General features: G+C 71.2%; 22 protein-coding genes. 15 read left to right on the top strand and 7 right to left on the bottom strand.

Annotation, left to right across the window (positions count from 1 at the left end):
* The first annotated feature begins 58 nt into the window (after positions 1-58).
* The 4 genes from DI272_RS32210 to DI272_RS32195 all read left to right on the top strand — a co-directional run bounded on the left by DI272_RS32210 (position 59) and on the right by DI272_RS32195 (position 3,193).
* Entirely contained in the window at positions 59-976 is a 918-nt protein-coding gene (locus DI272_RS32210; protein ID WP_109498687.1) for a sugar phosphate isomerase/epimerase, read from the top strand.
* Positions 977-1,262: 286 nt separating this feature from the next.
* Entirely contained in the window at positions 1,263-1,958 is a 696-nt protein-coding gene (locus DI272_RS32205) for an AraC family transcriptional regulator (RefSeq protein WP_258314747.1), read from the top strand.
* Between the two features lie 423 nt (positions 1,959-2,381).
* Complete coding sequence (locus DI272_RS32200) at positions 2,382-2,582, top strand: AlpA family transcriptional regulator (protein ID WP_109498686.1); 201 nt, start codon at positions 2,382-2,384, stop codon at positions 2,580-2,582.
* Between the two features lie 47 nt (positions 2,583-2,629).
* The gene (locus DI272_RS32195) at positions 2,630-3,193 is read left to right on the top strand and encodes a GNAT family N-acetyltransferase (protein WP_109498685.1); all 564 of its coding nucleotides are present in this window, start codon (positions 2,630-2,632) and stop codon (positions 3,191-3,193) included.
* Here DI272_RS32195 and DI272_RS32190 read toward each other — a convergent pair.
* Together DI272_RS32190 and DI272_RS32185 are read right to left on the bottom strand one after the other, a co-directional pair.
* Entirely contained in the window at positions 3,174-4,217 is a 1,044-nt protein-coding gene (locus DI272_RS32190; protein WP_109501164.1) for a zinc-dependent alcohol dehydrogenase family protein, read from the bottom strand. The two genes, DI272_RS32195 and DI272_RS32190, sit on opposite strands and share 20 nt — an antisense overlap.
* A 48-nt stretch (positions 4,218-4,265) precedes the next feature.
* Positions 4,266-5,465, bottom strand: coding sequence for a cation:proton antiporter (locus DI272_RS32185; RefSeq protein ID WP_109498684.1), 1,200 nt, complete (start codon positions 5,463-5,465; stop codon positions 4,266-4,268).
* 102 nt (positions 5,466-5,567) lie between these two features.
* On the opposite strand from DI272_RS32185, the gene DI272_RS32180 reads away from it, so the two are divergent.
* The 3 genes from DI272_RS32180 (at position 5,568) to DI272_RS32170 (ending at position 9,090) form a co-directional block, all read left to right on the top strand.
* Entirely contained in the window at positions 5,568-6,518 is a 951-nt protein-coding gene (locus DI272_RS32180) for a PrsW family intramembrane metalloprotease (protein ID WP_109498683.1), read from the top strand.
* Positions 6,519-6,590: 72 nt separating this feature from the next.
* Positions 6,591-6,824 (top strand): heavy-metal-associated domain-containing protein, encoded by a 234-nt coding sequence (locus tag DI272_RS32175; protein WP_109498682.1) that lies wholly within the window; start codon positions 6,591-6,593, stop codon positions 6,822-6,824.
* 46 nt (positions 6,825-6,870) lie between these two features.
* Positions 6,871-9,090: a cation-translocating P-type ATPase gene (locus DI272_RS32170; RefSeq protein WP_109498681.1), complete on the top strand. Its 2,220-nt coding sequence runs from the start codon at positions 6,871-6,873 to the stop codon at positions 9,088-9,090.
* A 602-nt stretch (positions 9,091-9,692) separates the two neighbouring features.
* On the opposite strand, the gene DI272_RS32165 is transcribed toward DI272_RS32170, so the two are convergent.
* The 4 genes from DI272_RS32165 to DI272_RS32150 all read right to left on the bottom strand — a co-directional run bounded on the left by DI272_RS32165 (position 9,693) and on the right by DI272_RS32150 (position 15,285).
* Positions 9,693-10,982 (bottom strand): citrate synthase, encoded by a 1,290-nt coding sequence (locus DI272_RS32165; RefSeq protein ID WP_109498680.1) that lies wholly within the window; start codon positions 10,980-10,982, stop codon positions 9,693-9,695.
* A 199-nt stretch (positions 10,983-11,181) separates the two neighbouring features.
* Positions 11,182-13,434, bottom strand: coding sequence for an ATP-dependent RecD-like DNA helicase (locus DI272_RS32160; RefSeq protein WP_109498679.1), 2,253 nt, complete (start codon positions 13,432-13,434; stop codon positions 11,182-11,184).
* Between the two features lie 61 nt (positions 13,435-13,495).
* On the bottom strand, positions 13,496-14,704 hold the full coding sequence (locus DI272_RS32155; protein WP_109498678.1) for an MFS transporter: 1,209 nt from the start codon (positions 14,702-14,704) through the stop codon (positions 13,496-13,498).
* Positions 14,701-15,285: an XRE family transcriptional regulator gene (locus DI272_RS32150; RefSeq protein ID WP_109498677.1), complete on the bottom strand. Its 585-nt coding sequence runs from the start codon at positions 15,283-15,285 to the stop codon at positions 14,701-14,703. The genes DI272_RS32155 and DI272_RS32150 overlap by 4 nt, the downstream gene beginning before the upstream one ends.
* Here DI272_RS32150 and DI272_RS32145 point away from each other — a divergent pair.
* The 6 genes from DI272_RS32145 to rbsD all read left to right on the top strand — a co-directional run bounded on the left by DI272_RS32145 (position 15,284) and on the right by rbsD (position 21,923).
* Positions 15,284-15,805 carry a GNAT family N-acetyltransferase gene (locus tag DI272_RS32145; RefSeq protein WP_109498676.1) on the top strand — a complete coding sequence of 174 codons (522 nt, stop codon included), beginning with the start codon at positions 15,284-15,286 and terminating at the stop codon, positions 15,803-15,805. The genes DI272_RS32150 and DI272_RS32145 overlap by 2 nt on opposite strands.
* Positions 15,806-15,984: 179 nt before the next feature.
* Entirely contained in the window at positions 15,985-17,109 is a 1,125-nt protein-coding gene (locus DI272_RS32140; protein ID WP_109498675.1) for a LacI family DNA-binding transcriptional regulator, read from the top strand.
* Entirely contained in the window at positions 17,106-18,626 is a 1,521-nt protein-coding gene (locus tag DI272_RS32135; protein ID WP_109501163.1) for a sugar ABC transporter ATP-binding protein, read from the top strand. The genes DI272_RS32140 and DI272_RS32135 overlap by 4 nt, the downstream gene beginning before the upstream one ends.
* Entirely contained in the window at positions 18,616-20,562 is a 1,947-nt protein-coding gene (locus DI272_RS32130; RefSeq protein WP_109498674.1) for a substrate-binding domain-containing protein, read from the top strand. Before DI272_RS32135 ends, DI272_RS32130 begins: the two co-directional genes overlap by 11 nt.
* Positions 20,563-20,631: 69 nt before the next feature.
* Positions 20,632-21,534 (top strand): ribokinase, encoded by a 903-nt coding sequence (locus DI272_RS32125; RefSeq protein WP_109498673.1) that lies wholly within the window; start codon positions 20,632-20,634, stop codon positions 21,532-21,534.
* The gene (rbsD, locus tag DI272_RS32120; protein ID WP_109498672.1) at positions 21,531-21,923 is read left to right on the top strand and encodes a D-ribose pyranase; all 393 of its coding nucleotides are present in this window, start codon (positions 21,531-21,533) and stop codon (positions 21,921-21,923) included. The genes DI272_RS32125 and rbsD overlap by 4 nt, the downstream gene beginning before the upstream one ends.
* A 237-nt stretch (positions 21,924-22,160) precedes the next feature.
* On the opposite strand, the gene DI272_RS32115 is transcribed toward rbsD, so the two are convergent.
* Complete coding sequence (locus DI272_RS32115) at positions 22,161-23,273, bottom strand: toll/interleukin-1 receptor domain-containing protein (protein ID WP_109498671.1); 1,113 nt, start codon at positions 23,271-23,273, stop codon at positions 22,161-22,163.
* A gap of 195 nt (positions 23,274-23,468) precedes the next feature.
* On the opposite strand from DI272_RS32115, the gene DI272_RS32110 reads away from it, so the two are divergent.
* Both DI272_RS32110 and fsxC read left to right on the top strand, forming a co-directional pair.
* Positions 23,469-24,713, top strand: coding sequence for an FxsB family cyclophane-forming radical SAM/SPASM peptide maturase (locus DI272_RS32110; RefSeq protein WP_219933862.1), 1,245 nt, complete (start codon positions 23,469-23,471; stop codon positions 24,711-24,713).
* A gap of 355 nt (positions 24,714-25,068) precedes the next feature.
* Positions 25,069-26,262 carry an FxsC protein gene (gene fsxC, locus DI272_RS32105; RefSeq protein ID WP_181387380.1) on the top strand — a complete coding sequence of 398 codons (1,194 nt, stop codon included), beginning with the start codon at positions 25,069-25,071 and terminating at the stop codon, positions 26,260-26,262.
* Positions 26,263-26,276: the final 14 nt, after the last annotated feature.

The raw sequence follows: 26,276 nt of genomic DNA, 5'->3' as shown, positions 1-26,276 counted from the left end.
TCCAGACATTCGGACCAGCTCTTGACAGCGCTTGCCGCCCACGCGGAAGCTGACCGGCATGACGTCGTTGTCACCCTCTTCCTCACTGTCCCGCATCCGGATCGGGTCGGCTCCCGACTCCTGGGGTGTGTGGTTCCCCGACGACCCCCAGCAGGTCCCCTGGCAGCGGTTCCTCGACGAGGTCGCGGATTCCGGTTACGAGTGGATCGAGCTTGGCCCTTACGGGTACCTGCCGACCGACCCCGCGGTGCTCACCGCGGAGGTGGGCCGGCGCGGCCTCAAGGTGTCGGCCGGCACGGTCTTCACCGGGCTGCACCACGGCGAGTCCGTCTGGGAGAAGACCTGGGCGCACGTCGCCGACAACGCGGTGCTGGCCCAGGCCATGGGGGCGAAGCACCTCGTCGTCATCCCGTCCTTCTGGCGGGACGACAAGACCGGTGAGGTGCTGGAGCCGGACACGCTGACGCCCGAGCAGTGGCGGAACCTCACGTCGCTCACCGAGCGGCTGGGGCAGCGGGTGCGGGAGGAGTACGGGTTGCAGATCGTCGTGCATCCGCATGCCGACACGCACATCGACTCCGAGGAGAACGTGACCCGGTTCCTGGACGGGACGGACTCGTCGCTGGTGTCGCTGTGCCTGGACACGGGGCACTACGCGTACTGCGGCGGGGACAGCGTGAAGCTGATCGAGACGTACGGCTCCAGGATCGGGTACCTGCACCTCAAGCAGGTCGACCCCGAGATCCTCGCCGACGTGCGGGCCAAGGGAACGCCGTTCGGACCCGCCGTGGCGCAGGGCGTGATGTGCGAACCGCCGTCCGGGGTGCCCGCGTTGGGGCCGGTGCTGGAGGCGGCGCAGAAGTTGGACGTGGATCTGTTCGCGATCGTCGAGCAGGACATGTATCCGTGCGATCCGGACAAGCCGCTTCCTATTGCTCAGCGGACTCGGGCGTTCTTGAGGTCGTGCGGGGCTTAGGTTTTCGGCGGGTGCGGCGCCGCCGGGGCTTGTCGCGCCCACGCGGCGGAGCCGCAAATTGACACTTTCCCGCGCCCCTGACGGCGTTGCACGATGGGGCGATGACAAATGTCCGGTCCGGACATGGAGCCTGGGGTTCCTGGGACATTGCCCTTGCTCTGCCCCATGCCCGCCTTCGTCCCGGCGTCATCTCCTACCGCGGGTGCGGCTGGCGCTCGATCGGCCACGGCGGCGGCTTGAGGCGCCCATCGGGGCCGCCACGTTGCTGCTGGGGTTCGGGGAGCCGGTGAGGATCACGCGTGCGGGCCGGGCGCCGGACACGCTGGTGTCCGTGTACTGCGGGCCCACCACCACTCCCGCCATCGGTGAGCACGACGGGCGGCTGTCGGGGATCGAGGTTCTGCTCGCTCCCTGGGCCGCCTTCTCGCTGTTCGGGACGCCACAGCACGAGTTGGCCAACCGCACGGTCGATCCTGACGAGTTGCCGCACGCTCTGCCCACGCGGGTGGGTGAACTCGCCGCCGCGCTGGGCGCCTTGCCGTCCTGGGAGGCCCGGTTCGGGCTGCTGGACGACGTGTTGGTGCGGTGGTCCGCGGCCGGTGCGCCGCACTCGGCGCAAGTTGTGCGGGCCTGGGGTGAGTTGGTGCGGACCGGCGGGGCGATCCCGGTGCCGCGGCTCGCCGCGGACGTCGGCTGGAGTGTGCGGCATCTGGAGAACCGGTTCCGGGAGCAGATCGGGCTGGGCCCCAAGGCGGCGGCGCGGGTGCTGCGGTTGCAGCGGGCGCGGCGGCTGCTGGCGGCGGGGCGGGGGCAGGCGGAGACCGCGGCGCTGTGCGGTTTCTACGACCAGGCCCATCTCAGCGGCGAGTTCAAGGCGATGACCGGGTGCACGCCCCGGGAGTTCACCCTCGCGCGGCGCGGGGCGGGTGGCGCCGCCGGAGGCGACCGGATCAGCGGTGAGGCGACGAGTCTGGTGCTCTGACCCGGCCGCAGTGCGGATTTCTCCAAGACCGGCCGCGGTGGCTGAATGCAGTCTGTGGGCCCCGGCCGTTGTGAGCCGTGCGTGGCCACCGGGGAGGCGGGGGAACTGGTGGGGCCGGGCCCGGCGCAGCGGGTCCGGCCCCACCTGCGCGCGTCCTCCCGTGGGCTGTTCCGCGCCCCGCTGTCAACGCGCCGCGCCCACGCGCCCGCGTGCGCCTCTGCTGCACTCGTGTCACGAACGCCCCCTGCGTGTCACACATGTCGCGTGTACGCGGGTCCTGCGTCACACGCCGTGCACAGGCCCTGACCGGCGCTCACTCTGCGTCGTTCACGGGGCACAGGCTTTGTGACGCCAGCGCAGCGCCCGGTACCCCCGACGGCCGTTCCCGGCCGCCACCGCGGCGCGCGCAGGGAGGTGCACCTCATGACCGACCGAAGGCTCTGGTCGTACAAGGACATCGCCGCACACATCCGGGTGCAGCCGGACACCGTGCGGTCGTACCGCAAACACGGGCTGCTGCCGCCACCCGACCATGTGGAGGGCGGCAAACCCTTCTGGTACGCGGACACCGTGCGGGCGTGGGTCGCCTCGCGGCCCGGCAACCGCGGCAGACGGCAGGACTGAGGGAAACACGGTTGCCGACCGGGCGTCCGGCCGGTGAGGATCCGCGGATGAGTTTCTCCGTCAAACCCGTTCTCACCGGCGCGAAGACCGTGCTGCGTCCCTTCACGGAGGCGGACGCGGAGGTCATGTCGGAGATCATCGACGATCCCGAGGTGCTCCGCTTCACCGGCGGGCCGGGCACCGTCTTCACCCTGGAGCAGTTGCGCTCCTGGTACGGCTCCCGGTCCGCGCAGCCCGACCGCCTCGACCTCGCGGTCACCGACCGCGCCACCGGCGAACTCGTGGGCGAGGTGGTGCTGTACGAGTGGGACGCGCAGACACGCAGTTGCACGTTCCGCACCCTGCTCGGCCCGCGGGGCCGTGACCGCGGGCTCGGCACCGAGGCGACCCGCCTCGTCGTCGGGTACGGCTTCGAGCACCTGGGCCTGCATCGGGTCCAGTTGGAGGTGTACGGCCACAACGCCCGGGCCCTGCGCGCCTACGAGAAGGCCGGCTTCGTGCGGGAGGGCGTCCGGCGCGAGGCCGATCTACGGGACGGGCAGTGGGTGGACTGGGTGGTCATGGCCGTGCTGGAGCAGGAGTGGGCGGCCCTCAGCGCCACGGCTCGATGACCGTCACCCCGGCGCCGGGTGCGGTCCCCATCGCCGCAAGGGCGGCGGGCGTCGCGGCCAGGTCGATGGTGGACGTGACGAGGAGGTCAGGCCGCAGGACACCGGCCCGCACCAGCTCCAGCATCCCCGGGTAGGTGTGGGCGGCCATGCCGTGGCTGCCCAGGATCTCCAGCTCCAGGGCGATCGCGCGGGCCATCGGGACGGGGGTCGTGCCGTCCGCCGAAGGCAGCAGGCCGACCTGGAGGTGGCGGCCGCGGCGGCGCAGGGAGTTGACGGAGGCCGCGCAGGTGACCGGGGAGCCGAGGGCGTCCAGGGACAAGTGGGCGCCGCCCCCGGTCAGTTCACGGATCGCCGCGGCCGGGTCCGGGGTCTCGGCGGCGTTCACGGCCGCTGCCGCGCCGAACTCCCGTGCCAGGTCCAGGGCTTGCGGGGACACGTCCACGGCCACCACCCGCGCGCCCGAGGCCGCCGCGATCATCACCGCCGACAGGCCCACCCCGCCGCAGCCGTGCACCGCGACCCACTCCCCCGCCGCGACCCGCCCCTGCTGCACCACCGCCCGGAACGCCGTGGCGAACCGGCAGCCGAGGGAGGCGGCGGTGGCGAAGGAGAGGCCCTCGGGGACCGCCACCAGGTTCACGTCGGCGTGGTCCAGCGCCACGTACTGCGCGAAGGAACCCCAGTGGGTGAAGCCGGGCTGGGTCTGCCGCTCGCAGATCTGGTGGTCGCCGGCCGCGCAGGCGGCGCAGGTCCCGCAGGCGCACACGAAGGGGACGGTGACCCGGTCGCCGGGGTGCCAGGCGGTGACCCGGTCGCCGGCCGCCTCGACGACGCCGGCGAGTTCATGGCCGGGCACGTGCGGGAGCGTGATGTCCGGGTCGTGGCCCTGCCAGCCGTGCCAGTCGCTGCGGCACAGACCGGTGGCCTCGACACGGACCACGACCCCGTGCGGGGCCGGCTCGGGCTCGGGCACCTCCCGCACCTCGGCCGGCTCGCCGTACCGCTCGAACACCACTGCCCGCATGTGCGCTCCCATGACCGTGAGGATCAGACGGTCACATCCTGACCGACCTCACCACGACTCCGACCCCCCGAGCGGCTCTTCCACCACCCTCTTCTCCCCGCGCAACCGCAGCCCCGCCAGCGGGAACAGCAGCACCGACAGCATCGCGGCGCCGACCAGCGCGGCCGCCTCGTCGGTCTTCAGGACGCCGTCGTCGACGCCGATCGTGGTGATGGCGACGACCAGGGGGAGCGCGGTGGACGCGTAGAGGGTGAGGGCGCGCCGGTCCCGCGGTACGAGGTCACGCGGCGCCAGGACATACACCGGCAGGCCTCGGACCAGGACGAACAGCAGCAGGAAGACCGGCAGGAGCAGCAGCGCCCGGCCGCCGGAGAGCAGCGCGTCCAGGTCGAACTCGATGCCGGTGACCACGAAGAACACCGGCACCAGGAAGCCGAACCCCATCGCCTCGACCTTCTCCAGGACCGGTCCCGCGCTCTCCGGCGCCGCCCCGTGCAGCACCAGCCGGGTGAGCAGCCCGGCGGCGAAGGCCCCGAGCAGCGTGTCGAGGCCGAGGGCCTGGGAGATGCCGAGCATCACCGCGAGGAGCAGGACGACCAGGCGTACGGCGAACTGGCCGCTGCTGTGCAGGGTCTTGGCGATCACCCGGGGGAACCACGGCGGGCGCGGTCGCATCGCCCACCACACCGCGGCGGCCGTGAGCAGCGCGAAGGCCGCCAGCACCGCCGTCGAGCGGCCCGGTGAACGCCCGCTGAGCAGCAGCGCCATGGCGATGATCGGCCCGAACTCCCCCACCGCGCCGAACGCCATCATCACCGAGCCGAACCGGGTGTGCAGATGGCCGGCGTCCCGCAGCACCGGCAGGATCGTGCCGAGGGCGGTGCTGGTGAGGGCGGTGCCGAGGTAGACGCCCTTCGACAGACCGGTGAGGGCGGAGGCCAGGGTCAGTCCGACGACCAGCGCGATCAGCCAGGCCCACAGCGAGCGCCTGAGGGTGTCGCCGCGGACCTTGTCGAACTCGATCTCGTACCCGGCCAGGAAGATCAGCATCGCCAGCCCCAGGTCGGACAGGGTGTCGATGACCTGCCCGTCGCCCGCCCAGCCCAGTACGTCGGGGCCGACGAGGATGCCCAGCAGGATCTCGAAGATGACGAGCGGCACCGGCAGCCGGCGGCTGATCCCGTAGGCCAGCAGGGGCGCCAGCACCGCGATGGACATGATCAGGATGAGCGTCCCGGCCTGCGACATAGGGGGTACTTACCATAGGGTTCCGGCAAATCCTCACATTGCACCCACTTCACCATCGAGCCGAGCATCACGCACACTTCGCCCCCGACCCGAGGACCTGCCGTGAGCTACTCCCCGCCGCCCGGCGCACCCCAGGCCCGCATCCCCGGCCCGCAGCAGCCGCCGCCGACGTATCCGCAGATCCGCGCGGGCCTGTGGCGGCGCTGCCTGTGGGGCGGGCTGGCGCTGTGGGCGCTGACCGCGCTGGTCACGTACGCCACGAAGAACACCACCCTGCTGCCGACCCTGATCCTGCTCGGCAGCTTCCTGGTGCCGGTGACCTTCGTGCTCTGGGCGTACGAGCGCCACGGCCGCGACCTCGGGGTGAGCGTCATCCTCGGCTGCTTCCTGACCGGCGGCACGCTCGGCGTCCTCGGCGCCTCGGTCATGGAGTACTACCTGCTCCACCCGTCCCTGTGGATGTTCGTCGGCGTCGGGCTCATCGAGGAGGCGGTGAAGCTGGGCGCGCTGATGGTCGTGCTGCGCCGGCAGGTCCGGCTGCGGGGCATGCGGGCGGGGCTCGTCCTGGGGGCGACCGTCGGCTTCGGGTTCGCGGCACTGGAGAGCGCGGGGTACGCCTTCAACGCCGCCGTCACGACTGAGGGCATCGATCTGCGGGCCCTGCTGGAGACGGAGATCCTGCGCGGGGTGCTCGCCCCCTTCGGACACGGCCTGTGGACGGCCGTCGCGGGCGGTGTGCTGCTGTCGTACCGCCGCCCGAACGGGCACTTCCGCTTCGCCGCTCCGGTGATCGGCACCTACGTCGGCGTCTCGCTGCTGCACGCACTGTGGGACTCGACACACGGCATCGCGATCTGGCTGGTGGCGCACCTGACGAGCACGGGGCTGGACAAGGAGCTGTTCGCGCAGGGCTATCTGCCGCGCCCCACCGACCAGCAGGAACACCTCTTCACGCTGTTCTCGGTCGGGCTGCTGGTGCTCGTCTCGCTGTTCGGGGTGGCCTGGGTGCGGTCGCTGGCCCGCCGCGACCCCTCTTGGAGAAATACCCCCTAGGGGTATAGTGTGCAACACGTGGACGCCACCGCGGGTCCCGCAGAACCCACACGCCTCGAAGAGGAGAACGAGATGACCGCCCAGAGCGACACCCAGGTCACCACCGTCTACAAGGTGAGCGGCATGAGCTGCGGCCACTGCGAGGGCTCGGTCTCCGGCGAGATCTCCGAGATCCCCGGCGTCAGCTCCGTGAAGGCCGTCGCCGCCACCGGTGAGGTCACCGTCGTGTCCGCCGCCGAGCTGGACGAGGAAGCCGTGCGCGCCGCCGTCGACGAGGCCGGCTACGAGCTCGTCGGCAAGGCCTGACACCACCCCTGAAGCAAGGCCTGAGCACCACCCCTGGAGTACGGACATGGCCGGCACCACCGCCCCGACAGGCCCGCACGCCGAGGTCGAACTCGTCATCGGCGGCATGACCTGCGCCTCCTGCGCCGCCCGCGTGGAGAAGAAGCTCAACCGGATGGACGGCGTGACCGCCACCGTCAACTACGCGACGGAGAAGGCGAAGGTCAGCTACGCCGAGGGCGTCGAGGTCGCGGATCTGATCGCGACGGTGGTGAAGACGGGGTACACGGCCGAGGAGCCCGCGCCCCCGGCGGAGGAGCCGGCCCCCGAGGAGGACCCGGAGCTGACGGTGCTGCGACAGCGGCTCGTCGTCTCCGCCCTCCTCGCCGTGCCCGTCGTCCTGCTGTCGATGATCCCGGCTCTCCAGTTCGACAACTGGCAGTGGCTGGCCCTCACCCTCGCCTCCCCCGTCGTCGTCTGGGGCGGACTGCCCTTCCACAGGGCCGCCTGGACCAACCTCCGGCACGGCGCGGCCACCATGGACACCCTCGTCTCGCTGGGCACGCTGGCCGCGTACGGCTGGTCGCTGTGGGCGCTGTTCTTCGGGGACGCCGGGATGGCGGGCATGAAGGACGAGTTCGCGTTCACCGTCTCGCGGATGGACAGCGCCTCCACCATCTACCTCGAAGTGGCCGCGGGCGTCACCGTGTTCATCCTGCTCGGCCGCTATCTGGAGGCCCGCTCCAAGCGCCGGGCGGGGGCCGCGCTGCGCGCCCTGATGGAACTGGGCGCGAAGGACGTGGCGGTCCTGCGGGACGGCCGCGAGATCCGCGTCCCCGTCTCCCGTCTCACGGTCGGCGACCGTTTCGTCGTACGGCCCGGGGAGAAGATCGCCACCGACGGCACCGTCGTCGAGGGCGTCTCGGCCGTGGACGCGGCCATGCTGACCGGCGAGTCGGTGCCGGTGGACGTGACCGTCGGGGACGCGGTCGCGGGCGCGACCGTGAACGCCGGAGGGCGGCTGGTCGTGGAGGCCACGCGCGTGGGCGCCGACACCCAGCTCGCGCGGATGGCGAGGCTGGTCGAGGAGGCCCAGAACGGCAAGGCCGAGGTGCAGCGGCTCGCCGACCGCATCTCGGCCGTCTTCGTGCCGGTGGTCATCGCGATCGCCGTGGCCACCTTCGGCGGCTGGCTCGGCGCGACCGGGGACACCGCCGCCGCGTTCACCGCGGCCGTCGCCGTCCTGATCATCGCCTGCCCGTGCGCGCTGGGCCTGGCCACCCCGACCGCCCTGATGGTCGGCACCGGCCGCGGCGCGCAGCTCGGCATCCTCATCAAGGGCCCCGAGGTCCTGGAGTCCACGCGCCGCGTCGACACCGTCGTCCTCGACAAGACCGGCACGGTCACCACCGGCCGGATGTCCCTGCACGAGGTCTACGTCGCCCCGGGCGCCGACGAGAAGCAGGTGCTGCGGCTCGCGGGCGCCCTGGAGCACGCCTCCGAGCATCCCGTCGCGCGGGCGGTCGCCGCCGGCGCGGCGGAGCGGGTGGGGCCGCTGCCGGCCGCCGAGGGGTTCGAGAACGTCCCCGGGCGGGGGGTGCGCGGGCGCGTGGAAGGCCATGAGGTGGCCGTGGGGCGCCTCCTCGACGCCCTGCCGGAGGAGTTGACCCGCGCCAAGGAGGAAGCCGAGCGGGGCGGTCGTACGGCCGTCGTGGTCGGCTGGGACGGGGCGGCACGCGGCGTCGTGGCCGTCGCCGACGCGGTGAAGGAGACCAGCGCCGAGGCGGTACGGGAGCTTCGGGCGCTCGGGCTGACCCCGGTGCTGCTGACCGGGGACAACCGGACGGTGGCGGAGGCGGTGGCCGAGCGGGTCGGGATCTCGCGCGTGGTCGCCGAGGTGCTGCCCGAGGACAAGGTCGACGTCGTACGGCGGCTGCAGGGCGAGGGGCGGGTCGTCGCCATGGTCGGCGACGGGGTCAACGACGCCGCCGCGCTCGCCACCGCCGATCTGGGGCTGGCGATCGGCACCGGGACGGACGCGGCGATCGAGGCCGGCGATCTGACGCTGGTGCGCGGGGACCTGCGGGTGGCCGCGGACGCCATCCGGCTGGCGCGGCGGACGCTGGCCACGATCAAGGGGAACCTGGTGTGGGCGTTCGGCTACAACGTGGCGGCGCTGCCGCTGGCCGCCGCGGGACTCCTGAATCCGATGATCGCGGGCGCCGCCATGGCGTTCTCCTCGGTCTTCGTGGTGACGAACAGCCTCCGATTGCGGTCGTTCCGTTGAGGGGGCCCTCTGGAGTCCGGCGCGCCGCTCACATAAGCTCTTCACAAGGCTCGCGCATCTTCCTTACGCTTGGGTCCCGATCGACGTTTCGGCCCCTTGCGTATCAAACGGACAAATGCAAGAGACGCAGATCACAGTGATGTGAACGTAACCATCGAAGGGGTTCGAAGGTCTAAGTTGACGATGTCAGGCCGCGTCTTGGGGGGCGCATCCTGGCATCTGGGGATGTCTTGGGGGACTTCCTCAGAGATGCGTTGCCGGGACAGACACGTACGTCGGGAAGCTTTGAGCGGCCCTCCCGACCGTGCGCTGTCCCGGCAGATCGCACACCGCAGTAACCGCAGTGACACAACAGGAGTACGACGAGTTCTGCTCGTTCTGCTCAACGCAGCGATTCAGGCGCTGCTTTCTCACAGGCGCCCGGCCGGATCCCGTGGGGGGAATCCGCACCGGGACATGGGAAGGCGCCCTGGACGTCGGCCCGTGGGGGGACCGGCGCCAGGGCGCCTTCTTTTTTCCTTGCCGCCTTGCGCATACGACGAGGCCCCGCAGCCGGTGTCGGCGACGGGGCCCGGTGTGACCTCTGCGGCTCAGCGCAACGGTCAGCGCTCCTCGACCGGGACGAAGTCGCGCTCGACCACGCCCGTGTAGATCTGGCGCGGACGGCCGATGCGGGAACCCGGCTCCTTGATCATCTCGTGCCACTGGGCGATCCAGCCCGGGAGACGGCCAAGGGCGAAGAGGACCGTGAACATCTCGGTCGGGAAGCCCATCGCGCGGTAGATGAGGCCCGTGTAGAAGTCGACGTTCGGGTAGAGGCTGCGCGAGACGAAGTAGTCGTCGGAGAGCGCGTGCTCCTCCAGCTTCAGGGCGATGTCCAGCAGCTCGTCGGACTTGCCGAGGGCCGACAGGACGTCGTGGGCGGCGGCCTTGATGATCTTGGCACGCGGGTCGAAGTTCTTGTAGACCCGGTGGCCGAAGCCCATCAGGCGGACGCCGTCCTCCTTGTTCTTCACCTTGCGGATGAAGGAGTCGACGTCGCCGCCGGAGGCCTGGATGCCCTCCAGCATCTCCAGGACGGACTGGTTGGCGCCGCCGTGCAGCGGGCCCCAGAGGGCGGAGATGCCGGCCGAGATCGAGGCGAACATGTTCGCCTGCGACGAGCCGACCAGGCGGACGGTCGACGTCGAACAGTTCTGCTCGTGGTCGGCGTGCAGGATGAGCAGCTTGTCCAGCGCGGAGACGACGACCGGGTCCAGCTCGTAGTCCTGCGCCGGGACCGAGAACGTCATGCGCAGGAAGTTCTCGACGTAGCCGAGGTCGTTGCGCGGGTAGACGAACGGGTGGCCGACCGACTTCTTGTACGCGTAGGCGGCGATCGTCGGGAGCTTGGCGAGCAGACGGACCGTGGAGAGGTTGCGCTGCTTCTCGTCGAACGGGTTGTGGCTGTCCTGGTAGAAGGTGGACAGCGCCGAGACGACCGACGACAGCATCGCCATCGGGTGCGCGTCGCGCGGGAAGCCGCGGTAGAAGTTCTTGACGTCCTCGTGCAGCAGGGTGTGCTGCGTGATCTCGTTCTTGAACACGGAGAGCTCGTCGACGGTCGGCAGCTCACCGTTGATCAGCAGGTAGGCCACCTCCAGGAAGGTGGAGCGCTCGGCCAGCTGCTCGATCGGGTAGCCGCGGTAGCGGAGGATGCCCGCCTCGCCGTCGAGGTAGGTAATCGCCGATTTATACGCGGCCGTGTTGCCGTAGCCGCTGTCCAGCGTCACCAGCCCGGTCTGGGCGCGGAGCTTGCCGATGTCGAAGCCCTTGTCGCCGACGGTGCTGTCGATCACCGGGTAGGTGTACTCGCCATCGCCGTACCGCACTACTACAGAGTTGTCGCTCACGTCTTCCCTCACCCGACGTTGTGCCTCATCTTCGAGGTTGCCCTGACTGTCTCTACCATCCCCCATTCGGCGCAGGAGAGTGCACTGGGGGTCGACCATTGGGCCTATTGGCGGCACTCAGTGCCGCCAACTTGCCCATCCTGCCCCTCCCGAACCGGTTCCGGAAGGGCTCTGTGACCTTCATGACTCATTTGATCGATCATTTTTTGATGAGAAGCCTGAAGTCCAGTGCCGTGCAGCGCCGCCCCGCCGACACCGTGCGCACCGCCTGGCCTATCGCCTTGCGCGAGCCGACCAGGACGACCAGCTTCTTGGCCCGGGTGACCGCGGTGTAGAGCAGGTTCCGCTGGAGCATCATCCAGGCCCCGGTGGTGACCGGGATCACCACGGCCGGATATTCACTTCCCTGGGAGCGGTGAATGGTGACCGCGTAGGCGTGGGCCAGCTCGTCCAGTTCGTCGAACTCGTACGGCACCTCCTCGTCCTCGTCCGTCAGCACCGTCAGGCGCTGGTCGACCGGGTCGAGCGAGGTGACCACGCCCACGGTGCCGTTGAAGACACCGTTCTTGCCCTTCTCGTAATTGTTGCGAATCTGGGTGACCTTGTCGCCGACCCGGAAGACCCGGCCGCCGAACCGCTTCTCCGGCACGTCGGGCCGGCCCGGGGTGATGGCCTGCTGGAGCAGGCCGTTGAGGGTGCCCGCGCCGGCGGGGCCGCGGTGCATGGGCGCGAGCACCTGGACGTCCCGGCGCGGGTCGAGCCCGAACTTGGCCGGAATACGACGGGCGGCCACGTCGACCGTGAGCCGCCCGGCCTCTTCCGTGTCGTCCTCGACGAAGAGGAAGAAGTCCTTCATACCGTCGGTGACGGGGTGTTGTCCGGCGTTGATCCGGTGGGCGTTGGTCACCACACCGGACTGCTGGGCCTGCCGGAACACGCGCGTGAGACGGACGGCGGGGACGGGGCTGTCGTCGGCGAGGAGGTCGCGCAGCACCTCGCCCGCGCCGACGGACGGCAGTTGGTCGACATCGCCGACGAACAGCAGGTGCGCGCCCGGCGGCACCGCCTTCACCAGTTTGTTGGCGAGCAGCAGGTCCAGCATGGACGCCTCGTCGACCACCACCAGGTCGGCCTGGAGCGGGCGGTCCTTGTCGTACGCCGCGTCGCCGCCGGGCTTCAGCTCCAGGAGGCGGTGGACGGTGGAGGCCTCGGCGCCGGTGAGCTCGGCCAGCCGCTTGGCGGCGCGGCCGGTGGGGGCGGCGAGGACGACCCGCGCCTTCTTCGCCCGCGCCAGCTCCACGATCGAGCGGACGGTGAAGGACTTTCCGCAGCCGGGGCCGCCGGTCAGGACGGCGACCTTCTCGGTCAGCGCGAGCTTGACGGCGGCCTCCTGCTCGGGCGCCAGCTCGGCTCCCGTACGGCCCTTCAGCCAGGCCAGCGCCTTGTCCCAGACGACGTCCCGGAAGCCCGGCATGCGGTCCTCGTCGGTGCGCAGCAGGCGCAGCAGCTGGGCGGAGAGGGAGAGTTCGGCGCGGTGGAAGGGGACGAGGTAGACCGCGGTGACCGGCTCGCCGTGCTCGCCGGGGACCTTCTCCCGGACCACGCCGGGTTCTCCGCTGTCCTCGTCCGGCTCGGCCAGCTCGGCCAGGCACTCGATGACCAGGCCGGTGTCGACCTGGAGGAGCTTGACCGCGTCGGCGATCAGGCGCTCCTCGGGGAGGTAGCAGTTGCCCTGGTCGGTGGCCTGGGACAGGGCGTACTGGAGGCCCGCCTTCACGCGCTCCGGGCTGTCGTGCGGGATGCCGACGGACTGGGCGATCTTGTCGGCGGTGAGGAAGCCGATGCCCCACACGTCGGCGGCGAGGCGGTAGGGCTGGTTCTTGACGACGGAGATGGAGGCGTCGCCGTACTTCTTGTAGATCCGGACCGCGATCGACGTCGAGACCTCGACGGTCTGGAGGAAGAGCATGACCTCCTTGATCGCCTTCTGTTCCTCCCAGGCGTCGGCGATCTTCTGGGTCCGCTTCGGGCCGAGGCCGGGAACTTCGATGAGGCGCTTGGGCTCCTCCTCGATGATCTGGAGGGTGTCCAGGCCGAAGTGCTGGGTGATGCGGTCGGCGAAGACCGGCCCGATGCCCTTCACCAGCCCCGAGCCGAGGTAGCGGCGGATGCCCTGGACGGTGGCGGGCAGGACGGTCGTGTAGTTCTCCACGGTGAACTGCTTGCCGTACTGGGGATGGGAACCCCAGCGGCCTTCCATCCGGAGGGACTCCCCCACCTGGGCGCCGAGCAGCGCGCCGACCACCGTGAGGAGGTCGCCGCCGCCGCGGCCGGTGTCCACGCGCGCGACGGTGTAGCCGTTCTCCTCGTTGGCGTACGTGATGCGCTCCAGCACGCCTTCGAGGACGGCGAGACGCCGCTCGCCCGTCGCGTTTTCCGCCTGTTGAGCCATGATCCGACGGTACCGGGCCGCACTGACAGCTCACCGGGCCTGTGGAAAAGCCCGCCTCGGCTCACCGGCCCGCGGAAGGACCCCGCTCCCGGGTCGGTACGGTCACCACCACCGCCGCGGCCAGCAGGGCGCCGAGCGCGGTGAGCGCGGTACCGGGCCAGCCGAGGGTTTCGACGAGGGGCGCCGCCATCGTCGTGCCGAGGGCCCCCACGGTGAAGTACACGACCAGGTAGACGCTGCTCAGGCTGCCGCTGCGGGCGGGGTCGAGGGCCATGATCCGGCTCTGGTTGGCGGCCTGGGCGGCGAACGCGCCGGCGTCGAAGAGTGCCAGGCCGGCGAGGGTGACCCAGGGACGGTCCAGCCCCGTGGCGAGCAGGGCGGTGCCGGTCGCGGCGGTCAGCAGCGAGGCCGTGATGACGGTGCGGGGGCTGTGCCGGTCGGCGAGGCGTCCGGCCGGGGGCAGGGCGAGGAAGCCGAGGAGGCCGGCCAGGCCGTAGAGGCCGATCTCGGTGGCGTCGAGGGAGTGGGGCGGGCGGCCCAGCGCGAGGGCCAGGGCGACCCAGACGAGGTTGAAGGCGAGGTACCAGAGGCCTCCGGCGGCCACCGCCCGGCGCAGGGACGGGTGTTGACGAAAGAGGCGGGGCAGGGCGGAGAGGGCGGCGAGGTAGCGCCCGCGCGCGGGCGGACGTTCGCCGGGAAGCAGTCGCGCGGTGGCGAGCGCGCAGAGCAGAACCAGGGCGGCGCACACCAGCAGCATCCACCGCCAGCCGAGGGCGTCGGCCAGGGCGCCTCCGACGAGCCGGCTGAGCAGCATGCCGGCCGACATCCCGGCGGCCACCGTGGCGACGGCACCGGCCCGGCGTCCGGGCGGGGCGAGGCGGCCCGCGATCGTGCCCGCCTGCGCGGCGACCCCGGCGGTCGCGCCGACGAACAGGTAGGCCACGAGCAGCACGCTCGCAGCGGGTGCGGTCGCCGCCAGCGTCAAGGATGCGGCCAAGGCGCTCAGTTGAGTGGCCATCAGGCGGTTCGGTGCCATCCGGTCGGCCAGCGGGAGCAGCAGCGCGAAGCCGGTCGTGCAGCCGAGCAGCGCGGCGGTCGGGACGAGGCCGATCACCTGGAGCGGGACGTCGAACTCGGCGGCCATGTCGGTGAGGGCGGGCTGGACGGCGTAGTTGTTGGCTATCGCCGTGCCGGCCACGGCGGCGAGAAGGGGCGCGCGTCCGCGGGTCGCGGTCTCCGGCGCCGCGAGAGGCGTGCGGGTGCGGGTCACGGCTGCTGGTGGCGGGCCAGGACGACGACGTAACGGCACTCGGTGTCGGTGTCGTTGGCGAAGGTCCGGGGGGCCGGTTCGCCGAGTTCGATCGTGTCGCCGGGGTGGAGTTCGTGCACGCGGTCGCCCTCGTGGAAGGTCAGTTGCCCCTCCAGCACCCACACCACCTGCCGGATGAACGCGAACGCGGCGGCGGGGTAAGGGACTTGGGCTCCGGCGGGCAGGCGGATCTCGGCGATCTCCGCGGGGAAGCGCGGGCTGGTGATCTGGCGGCGCCGGTAGCCCGTCCCGGGGTCGCGCCACTCCGCCGCGTCGGCCTGCCGACGCACCCGCTCCTCATCGGTCGCGGCCCCGCCTTCCAGCGGCGCCAGCAGCGACGACACGCTGAGCCGGAACGCGGCCGACAGCTTGCCGAGGACGACCGCGGTGGGGCTGCTCTCCTCCCGTTCGATCCGGCTGATCATCGCCTGGGAGACGCCGGACGCCTCGGCGAGCTGGGCCAGGGTCCAGCGGCGGCGTTCCCGTTCGGCACGCACGCGTGCGGCGATCTGGCGGACCAGGGGATCTACTATGTTGGACATGAATCCAATATACGAGAAGTCCGCCACCGGCGTGACGGTGCGTCCGGCACTCCCCGGGGACGCCGAGGCCGTCCGGGAGATCCGCAACCACGCGATCGAGCACTCCACGGCCCTGTGGACCGACCGCACCCTGTCCGCGGCGGAGGGGGCCGCCTGGCTGGATGCCCACCTGGACCGCGGTTCCGCGTTCGTCGCCGAGGCGGACGGGGAGGTGGTCGGCTTCGCGACCTACGGGCCGTGGCGGGAGAAGGAGGGCTACCGCCACACCGTGGAGAACTCGGTCTACGTCCGCGAGGGGCGGCACGGACTGGGCATCGGCTCCGTCCTGCTGGACGCCGTCATCACCTCGGCCCGTGCGGCCGGGCACCACGTGATGGTCGCCGGCATCGAGGCCGGGAACGCCGCGTCCGTCCGGCTGCACGAGCGGTTCGGGTTCGAGCACGCGGGGACCGTCCGGGAGGTCGGCATCAAGTTCGGGCGGTGGCTGGACCTGACGATCATGCGACTGCCGCTGAGCTGAGCGCCCCGCCCCCCGCTCACCTGAGCGCCCGTTTATCACGATCAGGTCTCGGGATGTGGTTGAGGGCTTGATTAATCGCCGTGTAATCGATTCCAATCCTCCGTACAGATCGATGTAATCGATTCCATGAACCGGTTGCACAACCGATCACGATCGATCCACAAGGAGGTGGAACGGCGATGGCGAGCATCAAGGACGTCGCTGCCGAGGCGGGGGTCTCCGTCGCCACGGTCTCGCGCGTCCTGAACGACCATCCGTCGGTCAGCGCCGACGCGCGCAACCGCGTGCTGGCCGCCGTCGAGGCGCTGGGCTACCGCCCGAACGCCGTCGCCCGGTCGCTGCGCACCGACCAGACCCACACCCTCGGCCTGGTCATCAGCGACGTGCTCAACCCGTACTTCACCGAACTGGCCCGCTCCGTCGAGGAGGAGGCCCGCGCGCTCGGCTACAGCGTCATCATCGGCAACGCCGACGAGCGGCCCGACCTCCAGGACCACCACGTACGGACGCTGCTGGACCGCCGTATCGACGGCCTCCTGGTCTCCCCCACCGACGGCGGCTCCCCGCTGATGCTGGACGCCGCGCGCGCGGGGACGCCGATGGTCTTCGTGGACCGGTGGATCCCGGGCGTGGACGTGCCGGTGGTCAGGGCCGACGGCCGGGCCGCCGTCCGGGACCTGGTGGCGCATCTGCACGCGCTCGGGCACCGCAGGCTCGCGATCATCGCGGGCCCCGCCGCCACCACGACCGGCAGCGAGCGCGTCGAGGCCTTCCGCGAGGCCCTCGCCGAGTACGGCATCCCGCTCCCCGAGGCCTACATAGGACAGGGCGACTTCCAGGCCGAGAGCGGGCGGCGGGTCACCGAGGGCTTCCTCGACCTGCCCGAGCCGCCCGAGGTCGTGTTCGCCGCCGACAACCTGATGGCGCTCGGCGCGCTGGACGCCGTGCGCGCGCGTGGGCTGCGGGTTCCGCAGGACATCGCGCTCGCCGCGTTCGACGACATCCGGTGGTTCGTGCACACCGATCCGCCGGTCACCGCGATCGCCCAGCCCACGGGCGAGCTGGGACGCGCCGCCGTGCGCGCGCTCGTCGACCGCATCGAGGGCCGGGACCCGCGGTCCGTCACCCTCCCCGCCCGTCTCGTCGTACGCCGCTCGTGCGGCGAGCCGGCTTCTTCGGAGCCGCCGGTCCCGTCGGAGCCGCCGGCTTCATCGGAGCCACCGGCTTCACCGGAACCGCCGGTCTCCTCGGAGCCGCCGGCTTCTTCGGAGCCGTCCCCTGCAAGGAACAGGAGCACGTCGTGAGCAACCCGGACGAGTTGCTGCGCATCGAAGGCATTCGGAAGACCTTCCCGGGCGTGGTCGCGCTGGACGGCGTCGACTTCGACCTGCGCCGGGGCGAGGTGCACGTCCTCCTCGGTGAGAACGGCGCGGGCAAGAGCACCCTCATCAAGATGCTCTCCGGCGCCTACACGCCCGACGAGGGCCGCATCCTGGCCGGCGGCGAGGAGGTGCGCATCCATGGCGCGCAGGACTCCGAGCGCCTCGGCATCGCCACCATCTACCAGGAGTTCAACCTCGTTCCCGACCTGACGGTCGCCGAGAACATCTTCCTGGGCCGCCAGCCGCGCCGCCTCGGGATGATCGACCGGAAGAAGATGGAGGCCGACGCCGAGGTCCTGCTCGCGCGTGTGGGCGTCCACGTCTCGCCCCGCGCGCGGGTGCGCGAACTCGGCATCGCACGCCTGCAGATGGTCGAGATCGCCAAGGCGCTGAGTCTGAACGCCCGCGTGCTGATCATGGACGAGCCGACCGCCGTGCTCACCTCCGAGGAGGTGGACAAGCTCTTCGCGATCGTGCGCACGCTGCGCGAGGACGGCGTCGGGATCGTCTTCATCACGCACCACCTGGAGGAGATCGCCGCCCTGGGCGACCGGGTCACGGTCATCCGGGACGGCAAGTCCGTCGGCCAGGTACCCGCGTCCACGCCCGAGGACGAGCTCGTACGGCTCATGGTCGGGCGGTCCATCGAGCAGCAGTACCCGCGTGAACAGCCCGAGACGGGTGCCGCGTTGCTCACCGTCGAGGGCCTCACCCGGGACGGCGTCTTCCACGACGTGTCCTTCGAGGTGCACGCCGGTGAGGTCGTCGGCATCGCGGGGCTGGTCGGCGCCGGGCGCACCGAGGTGGTGCGCGCGGTGTTCGGGGCCGACCCGTACGACAGGGGCGCGGTGAAGGTCGCCGGGTCCGCCCTGAAGCGGCACGACGTCAACGCGGCCATGGCAGCGGGCATCGGGCTGATCCCCGAGGACCGCAAGGGCCAGGGGCTCGTCCTGGACGCGTCCGTCGAGGAGAACCTCGGTCTGGTGACGCTGCGTTCGGCCACGCGCGCGGGGCTCGTCGACCTCAAGGGGCAGCGGGAGGCCGCCGCCCGGATCGCCGGGCAGCTGGGCGTGCGGATGGCCGGACTCGGCCAGCACGTGCGGACGTTGTCCGGCGGCAACCAGCAGAAGGTCGTCATCGGCAAGTGGCTGCTGGCCGACACCAAGGTGCTGATCCTCGACGAGCCGACGCGTGGCATCGACGTCGGCGCGAAGGTCGAGATCTACCAGCTCATCAACGAACTCACCGCGGCCGGTGCCGCCGTGCTGATGATCTCCAGCGATCTCCCCGAGGTCCTCGGCATGAGCGACCGGGTCCTGGTCATGGCTCAGGGCCGGATCGCCGGTGAACTCGCCGCCGACCAGGCCACCCAGGACGCCGTCATGGCGCTCGCCGTCTCCACCCCCACCAGCAAGAAGGAGGCCCCCCGTGGCCACTGACACGCTCAAGAGCACGCCGGGCGCGAGTGGCGCCTCGGGGCTTCGCAGACTGCTCCTCGACAACGGCGCGCTGACCGCGCTGATCGTCCTCGTCATCGCGATGTCGGCGCTGTCCGGCGACTTCCTCACCACCGACAACCTGCTCAACGTCGGCGTCCAGGCGGCCGTGACCGCCATCCTCGCCTTCGGTGTCACCTTCGTGATCGTCTCGGCGGGCATCGACCTGTCGGTCGGCTCGGTCGCCGCTCTGTCGGCCACCGTCCTCGCCTGGAGCGCGACCTCGGAGGGCATGCCGGTCGTCCTGGCCGTGCTGCTCGCGATCGCGACCGGCATAGCGTGCGGTCTGGTCAACGGCTTCCTGATCTCGTACGGCAAACTGCCGCCGTTCATCGCGACGCTCGCCATGCTGTCGGTGGCGCGCGGCCTGTCGCTGGTGATCTCGCAGGGCTCCCCCATCGCGTTCCCCTCGTCGATCTCGCACCTCGGTGACACCCTCGGCGGCTGGCTGCCGGTGCCCGTGCTGGTGATGGTCGGCATAGGTCTGATCACGGCGTTCGTGCTCGGGAGGACGTACATCGGGCGTTCGATGTACGCGATCGGCGGCAACGAGGAGGCGGCCCGCCTCTCCGGTCTGCGGGTGAAGAAGCAGAAGCTGGCGATCTACGCCTTCTCCGGTCTGTTCGCCGCCGCGGCCGGCATCGTGCTCGCCGCCCGGCTGTCCTCCGCGCAGCCGCAGGCCGCGCAGGGCTACGAGCTGGACGCGATCGCGGCCGTCGTCATCGGCGGTGCGTCGCTGGCGGGTGGCACGGGCAAGGCGTCCGGCACTCTCATCGGCGCGCTGATCCTGGCGGTGCTGCGGAACGGCCTCAACCTCCTGTCCGTGTCCGCGTTCTGGCAGCAGGTCGTCATCGGCGTCGTCATCGCGCTGGCGGTGCTCCTCGACACCGTCCGCCGCAAGGCGGGGGCGACGCCGGTCGCGGCCGGCACCGGCGGCAACAAGGGCAAGCAGGCGGCCACCTACGTGCTGGCGGCCGTGGTCGCGGCGGCGATCGTCGGCGCCACGTCCCTCCTGCACGGCGGCACGTCGGACGCGAAGAGCGAGAAGATCGGCCTGTCGCTGTCGACCCTCAACAACCCGTTCTTCGTGCAGATCCGCGCCGGTGCGCAGGCCGAGGCGAAGAAGCTGGGCGTGGACCTCACGGTCACCGACGCGCAGAACGACGCCTCGCAGCAGGCCAACCAGCTGCAGAACTTCACCAGCGAGGGCCTCGGCACGATCATCGTCAACGCCGTCGACTCCGACGCGGTGACCCCGGCGGCCAAGGCCGTCAACAAGGCGGGCATCCCGCTGGTCGCCGTCGACCGCGCGGTCAACAACGCGGACACCGCGGCCCTGGTCGCCTCCGACAACGTCGCCGGTGGCAAGCTCGCCGCCAAGGACCTCGCCGAGAAGCTGGGCGGCAAGGGCAGGATCGTCGTCCTCCAGGGCCAGGCCGGCACCTCCGCCAGCCGTGAGCGCGGCGCCGGTTTCACCGAGGGTCTCAAGGCCTACCCGGGCATCGAGGTCGTCGCCAAGCAGCCCGCCGACTGGGACCGCACCAAGGGCCTGGACGTCATGACCAACCTGCTCCAGGCCAACCCGGACATCGACGGCGTCTTCGCCGAGAACGACGAGATGGCGCTCGGCGCGATCAAGGCGCTCGGCGCCAAGGCCGGAAAGTCCGTCCAGGTCATCGGATTCGACGGAACCGAGGACGGTCTGAAGGCCGTCAAGGCAGGCACGCTGTACGCGTCGGTGGCGCAGCAGCCGGCGGAACTGGGCAGGATCGCCGTGCAGAACGCGGTGAAGGTGGCCGAGGGCGACAAGGTCGAGAAGTCGGTGATGGTGCCGGTGAAGGTGGTCACGAAGGAGAACGTGGCCGACTTCGCGGGCTGAGACCAACGGCCGGCGGACGCCCGTGACGGGCGCCCGCCGGCTCACGTCATCTCATAGGGGAGCAACTTCATGTACGACTACGACCTCCTGGTCGTAGGGTCGGCCAACGCCGACCTGGTGATCGGTGTCGAGCGCCGGCCGGCGGCCGGGGAGACCGTGCTCGGCTCCGACCTGGCCGTCCACCCGGGCGGCAAGGGCGCGAACCAGGCGGTCGCGGCCGCCCGGCTGGGTGCGAGCACGGCCCTCCTCGCCCGGGTGGGCGACGACGGACACGGCCGGCTGCTGCTGGACTCGCTGCGCTCGGCGGGCGTGGACACGGTGGGCGTGCTGGTCGGCGGGGCGCCGACGGGGGTCGCGCTGATCACGGTGGACCCGTCCGGGGACAACAGCATCGTCGTCTCACCGGGCGCGAACGGCCGTCTCACGCCGGAGGACGTGCGGGCGGCGGGGAGTCTGTTCCACGCGTCCCGGGTGGTGTCGGCGCAGCTGGAGATCCCGCTGGAGACGGTCGTGGCGGTGGCGGCGAGCCTCGCGCCGGACAGCCGTTTCGTACTGAACCCCTCCCCGCCGCGCCCGCTGCCCGCCGTGCTGCTCGCGGCCTGCGACCCGCTGATCGTCAACGAGCACGAGGCGAAGGTGATCCTGGGCGACTCGGCGATCGGGGACGACCCCGAGGACTGGGCGCGCATCCTGCTGGCGAAGGGGCCGCGGTCGGTGGTCGTGACGCTGGGGTCGAAGGGCGCGCTGGTGGCCTCCAAGGACGGCGTGAGCCGGGTGGCGTCGCTCGAGGTGGACGCGGTGGACACGACCGGCGCGGGTGACGCGTTCACGGCGGCGCTGGCCTACCGGCTGGGCACGGGGGCCTCCTTGGCGGAGGCGGCGGCGTACGCGGCCCGGGTCGGGGCGGCGGCGGTGACGAAGGAGGGCGCACAGGTGTCCTTCCCGACCGCTGAGGAGGTCGACGCGCTGTGAAGAAGGCGGGAATCCTGAACCGTCATCTGTCGGGTGCGCTGGCCGAGTTGGGCCACGGTGACGGGGTGCTGGTCTGCGACGCCGGCATGCCGATACCCGACGGCCCCCGGGTCGTGGACCTCGCCTTCCGGGCGGGGGTGCCGTCCTTCGCGGAGGTGGTGGAGGGGCTGCTGGCGGAGCTGGTCGTGGAAGGGGCCACGGCGGCCTTCGAGGTGCGGGAGGCCAATCCGGAGGCGGCGCAGCTGCTGGAGAGTGAGTTTCCCGGTGCCCTCGACCTGGTCCCGCACGAGCGGCTGAAGGAGCTGTCGGCGGGGGCGCGGCTGGTGGTGCGGACCGGGGAGGCGCGGCCGTACGCGAACGTGCTGCTGCGGTGCGGGGTGTTCTTCTAGGGCCTGCGGTGAGGGTCGCGTCGTCCGCCCGGAGGACGGGCCCCGAGAACCCCGGAGATGCTTCGAGGGGGCCTGGTCCGTCGACCAGGCCCCCTCGGTCTTTCCCCCTCCAGATCAGAACCCCCGCGATCCCCCCAGATCCCCTCCCCAGAAGTCCTGATGCCAAGTACGACTCGGCAGGCGGGGGGAGGGTTGCACGGCTTCTCGAGTTTTTTTCCAGCGCTGTCCGCGCCGGGGTCAGGACGGAGCCGGACCGCGTTTCAGATACCGCACCAGGGCGTCCAGCGCGCCGCCCCCGGTCGCCGGATCGATGCGGTAGTACGTGGCGGAGCCGGACCCGGGGAAGACGGGCAGGGCGTCCCGGTCATAGGGCGGCAGGACGACCCGGAGGATGCGTTTGACCCAGGTCTGCGGATGCGCGTACACCTCGTCCAGGACGTAGCCGACCTCCCAGGTCACCCCGTGTCCCACGCCTGCCCGCTCCCGCAGCTCGGACCGGCGCCGGTACGCGGGTGAGGCCACCGTGATGATGTACTGCGCCCGGTTCAGCTCGTCCTGCATCCACTGCCGCCAGATCTGCGGTTCCTCGGCGGCGGCGTGGTCGGTCCGGGCGTTGATGCCGCGCTGTCTCAGCAGCTCTGCCAGGGCCAGGACGGTTGCGCCGTGGCCGGGCTGGTCGTCGGAGTGGGCGTACGAGATGAAGACGCGGGGCTGCTGCCGGTCGGCCGCGGACGGCGGGTGCGGCGGCGGGGCCGGAGCGGGTGCGGTGAGGTCGGCGGCACGGGGTCCGGGGACGGCCCGGGCCAGGGGGAACGCCTGCGGCGGGTCGGGGAGGCTCTGCGGGGACAGGCCGGGCGGCCGGTGCTCGTGGCCGGCGCACACGCGGGCCGCGAGTTCCCGGAGGGCTTTGCGGTAGTCGCCGGAGTTCCAGCCGGAGGTGGCGATGATGCCGTCCAGGCCCCGGCGGGCGTAGTCGTCGAGGGGGTCGGCGCACAGCACCGGCGCTCGGGGCAGCTTGCCCGGCGGGTCGGCCGGCCGCCACCGCACGAGCACCCGGGCGGGCGGCGGGCCCTGGAGGCGTGCGTAGGGCTGGACGAAGTCGAGGCGGTGCTGGAAGAGCGCCCAGTCCTTTCCGCAGCCGGGGTCGTCGTAGTACGCCGGTGAGCAGAGCGCGACCAGCACGTCCGCCCGCGCGACGAGCGCGCTGTTGGCGTCGCCGCCGCGGCACGTCACCGCGCGGATCTCGTGCCCGGTCCGGTCCTGGACGGCTCGGGCCAGTTCCTTGTGGAATCGCCCCACGTACGATTCGTTTTCCCTGCGGGCGTAACTCGTGATGAAGTAGTTCGACATGGGCTGCCCCCTCCACTCCCCCTTGCCCTGCGGCACCCCCGGTCACGCCGAAATCCGTCTGACGTTGGCCAGTTGAGACCTCTCCGGTGTTCTCCGGCTCCCCCTACGGTGAGCGGGGGACGTCTACGAGCACCATGCCGCGGTCGGTTGCGGCCCGGAAGTGCGCCGGCCCCCTCGGGATGATCGGGGGTCAGGGTGGAACACCTGTTGCAATACGGGGAAACCGTCGGGGATTACGGGCCCGCATGGGACGAAACAGCTCCACCCCTCACCCCTTGGCCAAAGCCGCTTATTTCAGTGACCACCGAAGGCCGGACCCGGCTGAAGGCATTCGACCAATTCGTCGTCAAGCTGCACAGCCGCTGCAACCTCGCGTGCGATTACTGCTACATCTACGAATTGCAGGACACCGGGTGGCGCACGCGTCCGCGGACCATGCCGGGGCATGTGCGCGCACGGCTGACCCGGCGGATCGCGGAGCACGTACGTCAACACGGACTCCGGCACGTCCGGGTGATCCTGCACGGCGGCGACCCGCTGCTCGCCGGCGGGGACGTGATCGCCGAACTCACCGTCGCAGCCCGGGAGGCCGTCGGCGCGGCGGGAGCCTCGACCGAGGTCATCCTCCAGACCAACGGGCTCCTGCTCGACGAGCGGACCCTGGAGCTGCTGCTGCGCCACGACATCCGGGTGGGGGTGAGCCTGGACGGCGACGAACGGACGCACAACCGCCACCGGCACGGTCCGGCGGGCAGTCGCGACACCAACCCGCACGCACAGACGACGGCGGCCCTCGCCCGGTTGCGCGACCCCCGCTACCGGCACCTGTTCGCGGGGCTGTTGTGCGTGGTGGACCCCGAGGCGGGCGACCCGGTCGGCACCTTCGACGCCCTGGCCGCCCACCGTCCGCCGGCCATCGACTTCCTGCTGCCGCACGGCACTTGGGACCATCCGGCACCCGGTGCCGGCACACCTTCGGCACCGCACGGCAGCTGGCTGTGCGCCGCCTTCGACCGGTGGTGGCAGACCGGGCGTCCGATGCGGGTCCGCCCCTTCGAATCGATCATGGCCATGTGCCGGTACGGTGCCGGCAGCAGCACCGAGCTGATCGGGACGCTGCCCGCCGCCGCCGTGGTGATCGAGTCGGACGGAGCGATCACCTGGGCCGGGTCGCTGAACGCTGTCGCGGACGGCGCCGCATACTCCGGAGGCTCGATATTCAGCCACTCGTTCGATGCCGCACTGTCCCTTCCCGGGGTTCCGGAGCACGGGGTGGAATCACTGTGCCGCACGTGTCGCGCGTGCTCCCTGGTGACCATCTGCGGCGGAGGACTTCGTGCTCACCGCCACGGGCGAGGTCGCGGCCTCGCCAACCCCTCGGTGTATTGCAGGGATCTCTCCCTGCTCATTCGGCACATCCAGGCGCGGTTGACCGTATGAGGACGGCTTTGCGTAACACCCGGCGAGCGCAGGGGCGCCGACCAGCGCGAATTACCGACGCTTCACTCTTCATCGAGGGAGACCAAACCTGATGTCGAGTTTTCCCGGGCTCGCGCGCGGCAAAAATCCCTATGCTAGACCTCAATTGACGTCGCCGCACCAGCATGTCGAAGCGGATGCGCGCGCCGATGCCGATGTGAGGCTATGGGGCAGAGACCGATCCGTGGTCGTCCAGGAGGCAGGCCCTTGGGGGGTCGCAGTGGGGCCTTTGTTCTACACCAGCTATGCCAGTTCGACCGGTGATCGAGGGCCGGTCCAACGGTTTCACATCGATGTCCAGAACGAGATCTACAGCGTGTTGGGCCATCGCCCCGCGCACGAGGGCCGTCTGAAGCCCGCGGAGCCCATCGCGGGCCCCGACCCCATGGTCCTGTCCTGCCGTTCGATGCTGGTGCTGTACTCCTCCGAGTACCTCGACGACCCCCAGTGCGCACGGGAGTGGTCGGTCTTCCGGGAACGCATGGACCGCCGGGCGCGGCAGACCGGGAAGCAGCCGGACTGCCTCGTCGGGGTGGTCTGGCGGACCGACGGGCTGGTGCTGCCACGGCTGGTGGCGAACACCGGGCACATCGTCGACGAGGAGTACGAGGGACCCGGAGTCCTGGGCCTGCAACAGGACCCCGGCCGCCGGGAGCGCTACCGGAGCCTGGTCAGGCGGGTCGCCGAGCGTCTGGTGCGGGCCGCCAGGGCGACCCTGCCCGCCATGACCGAGGCGGACAGCCGTCGGGTGCCGTCCCACTTCGGACCACGCCGGACGGCGGCTCCGCAGCAGCACCAGGACACGCGCCCCTCCCGGCCGTCCGGCGACGAACCCCAGGTGGTGCTCGTCCTGCTGGCCGGCACCAGGGAGCGGATGGCCCGGCTGCGCACCTCCGTGACGGCGTACGGCGACAGCCCCGAGCAGTGGCGGCCCTTTCGTCCGCACAGTGAGGAACCCGCCGTCTCGGTGGCCGGACATGCGGTGTACGCGTGCGGGACGGACAGACTGACCGTCCTCACCCCGGACCTGGACGACCCGGACGTCCTGTCCGGCGTCCCCGAGTCCGCGATCGTGCTGGTGCTGGTCGATCCGTGGCTGTCGAAGGACGGGGCGTTCTCGACGCTGTGGAACCGGCTGGCCCGTACCCGCACGCGCATCACCGCGGTCCTCGTGGTGCTGTCGCGCCTGGACGAGGAGAGCTGGCGCGGCGCCGCGGACCTGCGGGAGAGGCTGTCGCTGACGCCGGCCCGGCTGCTCGGCGCGTCGCATCACGAGGTCGGCTCCGCGGAGTCGCTGCGGCACACCGTGGCGGCCGTGATGGTCGACTCCCGTACCGGCCCGGCGGATCCGGGAGCACCACCGGCGCCGGTCGGTGACCAGGTGGTCGAGAGTTCGGCCGAGCGCCGTATCCGCAGGCAGCGGGAGCGCGTGGGCTGGCTGAGGCAGGGTGCGGGGCCCTGGCCTCCGTTATTGGGCAGAACCCCCGGCGAATCGCTGGGCGGGGGATGAGCACGTGGGGCGGG

The organism is Streptomyces sp. Act143 (genome assembly GCF_003143935.1).
Taxonomy (GTDB): Bacteria; Actinomycetota; Actinomycetes; order Streptomycetales; family Streptomycetaceae; genus Streptomyces.
This window is presented reverse-complemented; position numbering and strand designations above follow the sequence as displayed.

Bases quoted from the DNA above. Each gene is read 5' to 3' on its own strand.
- DI272_RS32210 (WP_109498687.1), top strand. From the start codon at position 59: ATGACGTCGTTGTCACCCTCTTCCTCACTGTCCCGCATCCGGATCGGG.
- DI272_RS32200 (WP_109498686.1), top strand. From the start codon at position 2,382: ATGACCGACCGAAGGCTCTGGTCGTACAAGGACATCGCCGCACACATC.
- DI272_RS32195 (WP_109498685.1), top strand. From the start codon at position 2,630: ATGAGTTTCTCCGTCAAACCCGTTCTCACCGGCGCGAAGACCGTGCTG.
- DI272_RS32190 (WP_109501164.1), bottom strand. From the start codon at position 4,217: ATGCGGGCAGTGGTGTTCGAGCGGTACGGCGAGCCGGCCGAGGTGCGG.
- DI272_RS32185 (WP_109498684.1), bottom strand. From the start codon at position 5,465: ATGTCGCAGGCCGGGACGCTCATCCTGATCATGTCCATCGCGGTGCTG.
- DI272_RS32175 (WP_109498682.1), top strand. From the start codon at position 6,591: ATGACCGCCCAGAGCGACACCCAGGTCACCACCGTCTACAAGGTGAGC.
- DI272_RS32170 (WP_109498681.1), top strand. From the start codon at position 6,871: ATGGCCGGCACCACCGCCCCGACAGGCCCGCACGCCGAGGTCGAACTC.
- DI272_RS32160 (WP_109498679.1), bottom strand. From the start codon at position 13,434: ATGGCTCAACAGGCGGAAAACGCGACGGGCGAGCGGCGTCTCGCCGTC.
- DI272_RS32145 (WP_109498676.1), top strand. From the start codon at position 15,284: ATGAATCCAATATACGAGAAGTCCGCCACCGGCGTGACGGTGCGTCCG.
- DI272_RS32150 (WP_109498677.1), bottom strand. From the start codon at position 15,285: ATGTCCAACATAGTAGATCCCCTGGTCCGCCAGATCGCCGCACGCGTG.
- DI272_RS32140 (WP_109498675.1), top strand. From the start codon at position 15,985: ATGGCGAGCATCAAGGACGTCGCTGCCGAGGCGGGGGTCTCCGTCGCC.
- DI272_RS32125 (WP_109498673.1), top strand. From the start codon at position 20,632: ATGTACGACTACGACCTCCTGGTCGTAGGGTCGGCCAACGCCGACCTG.
- DI272_RS32115 (WP_109498671.1), bottom strand. From the start codon at position 23,273: ATGTCGAACTACTTCATCACGAGTTACGCCCGCAGGGAAAACGAATCG.